The 1,933-nt window shown below is 52.5% G+C and carries 1 protein-coding gene; it reads left to right on the plus strand.

The window, feature by feature from the left end; translation table 11 throughout:
• The first annotated feature begins 537 nt into the window (after positions 1-537).
• Positions 538-1,830, plus strand: a complete 1,293-nt coding sequence (gene ltrA / locus OIN60_RS07050) for a group II intron reverse transcriptase/maturase (RefSeq protein ID WP_305754156.1) — start codon at positions 538-540, stop codon at positions 1,828-1,830.
• Positions 1,831-1,933: the final 103 nt, after the last annotated feature.

Below are 1,933 nucleotides of genomic sequence, written 5' to 3' on the forward strand. Positions count from 1 at the left end.
CCTTTGGCGCGTGCCCAGCTAAGCACGCATTTTCTAACCGGTGAGAGTCCGGTCACGGGAGGGGCCAAGCCCCCGTGTAGCTAGGATGCCTGCGCTCGGAGAAATCTGCACGCAGAAGCGCATCGACGAAAGTACCTGTCGGGGACAGGGCGAGCAACATACCAGACCGTAACATCAAGTGAATCCTGCCGCGTCGTCACGAACGCCTCGCAAGAGGGAACAGAGGAAGCCGAGTCCCGGCCAAATGGACGAAGGCCATGGAAGCTGCTTAGAGCTTGGAGCGGCAGCGAAGAATCCTACGGCGTAGAGGGAGCGGTATGGTATGAAAGAGAATGCAGTGAACTGGGGAGACCCTCCCCTGCACGAGAAAAAAAAAATGAGCTCGTAAAGAGACGCTCTATAAGCCCAAAAGGTGAAGTGAGACGTCTGCAGGAAGGGAGTCCGAGGGGCTCATACTACCGAGGAACGCAGGACAACACAACCTGCGGGAGGGAAGGAGCCCTGCTTTGTTCATGTTTCTTAAGGAGGTACGAGTCAGTGAATGCCAATCGGCTAACAACACCAAAGGAAAACGTTCAACAACTCCAAGAGAAACTAGGTCATGCGGCCAAGGAAAACAAAAAGCGTAGATTCCATGCACTGTATGACAAGGTATATCGAATGGACATCTTGCGGGAAGCATGGCGGAGGGTTAGAGCCAACAAGGGTTCGGCGGGGATCGATGGCGAAACATGGTCGGACATCGAAGAACAAGGGGAAGATCACTTCCTGTACGAATGCCACCGAATGCTTCAGGAAGGCAACTACCATCCGCAGCCGGTTCGGCGGCATTACATCCCGAAGAAAGATGGGAAACCAAGGCCACTTGGGATTCCCACCGTTCGAGACCGCGTTATACAGATGGCGACAAAACTGGTCATAGAGCCGATTTTTGAAGCGGATTTTCAAGAATCCTCGTTCGGATTCCGACCGAAGCGAAGCGCGAAACAAGCACTGACCCGAATCCGGGATGCATGCAATCGAAAAGGCAATTGGGTAGTCGACGTAGACATCCAAGGCTACTTCGATAACATCAATCAAGAGAAGCTCATGAAACTGGTGGAGATGCGAATTAGTGACAGACGCATCCTGAAACTGGTACGGAAGTGGTTAAAAGCGGGGGTCATGGAGGAAGGAAAGGTAAGGCGGTCAGACCTGGGAACACCTCAGGGTGGGGTAATTTCACCGCTCTTAGCGAACATCTACCTCAATTACTTTGACATCCTATGGGAAAGACACGGCAGTGGGCTCGGGGAACTGACGCGATACGCGGATGACTTCGTGGTCGTGTGCAGGACGAAGAAAGACGCAGACCGGGCGTATAGACTCATTCGTACGATCATGGAGCGTCTCGAGCTTACCCTACACCCAACGAAAACGCGCATCGTCGGACTATGGACAGGAGAAGAAGGATTCGACTTTCTCGGCATGCATCATCGCAAGACGAAAGCTGAAAACTCGAAAAGACAGGTGTACTACACGACCCAACAATGGCTTAGCAAGAAAGCAGAAGAACGAATCCGGGGAGTCGTAAAGGAACGCCTGGCCCCGCCGAATATGAGGCACAAGCCATTACAAGAACACGTGGAATGGCTGAATCCCAAAATTCAGGGGTGGAGGAATTACTACTATACAGTCCACAGCCGTCGGAAGATGGCAAAGTTAGATCGATATATTGAGCAGCGACTTGCGAGATGGTATGCGAAGAAACGGCAACGCACGCGATGGATAACCTCCATACGGGAGGTCACGCGCATGGCCAAACAACATGGACTTAGAACGCTTTTGTAATCTGCATGCCCATGAATGACGAGCATCGGAAAGCCGTATGAGGGAAAACCTCACGTACGGTTTGATGAGGAGGGGCAGGAATCCCTGCCCTTTACTCTAGCCG

The organism is Paenibacillus zeirhizosphaerae (assembly GCF_030705605.1).
Lineage (GTDB): Bacteria > Bacillota > Bacilli > Paenibacillales > Paenibacillaceae > Paenibacillus > Paenibacillus zeirhizosphaerae.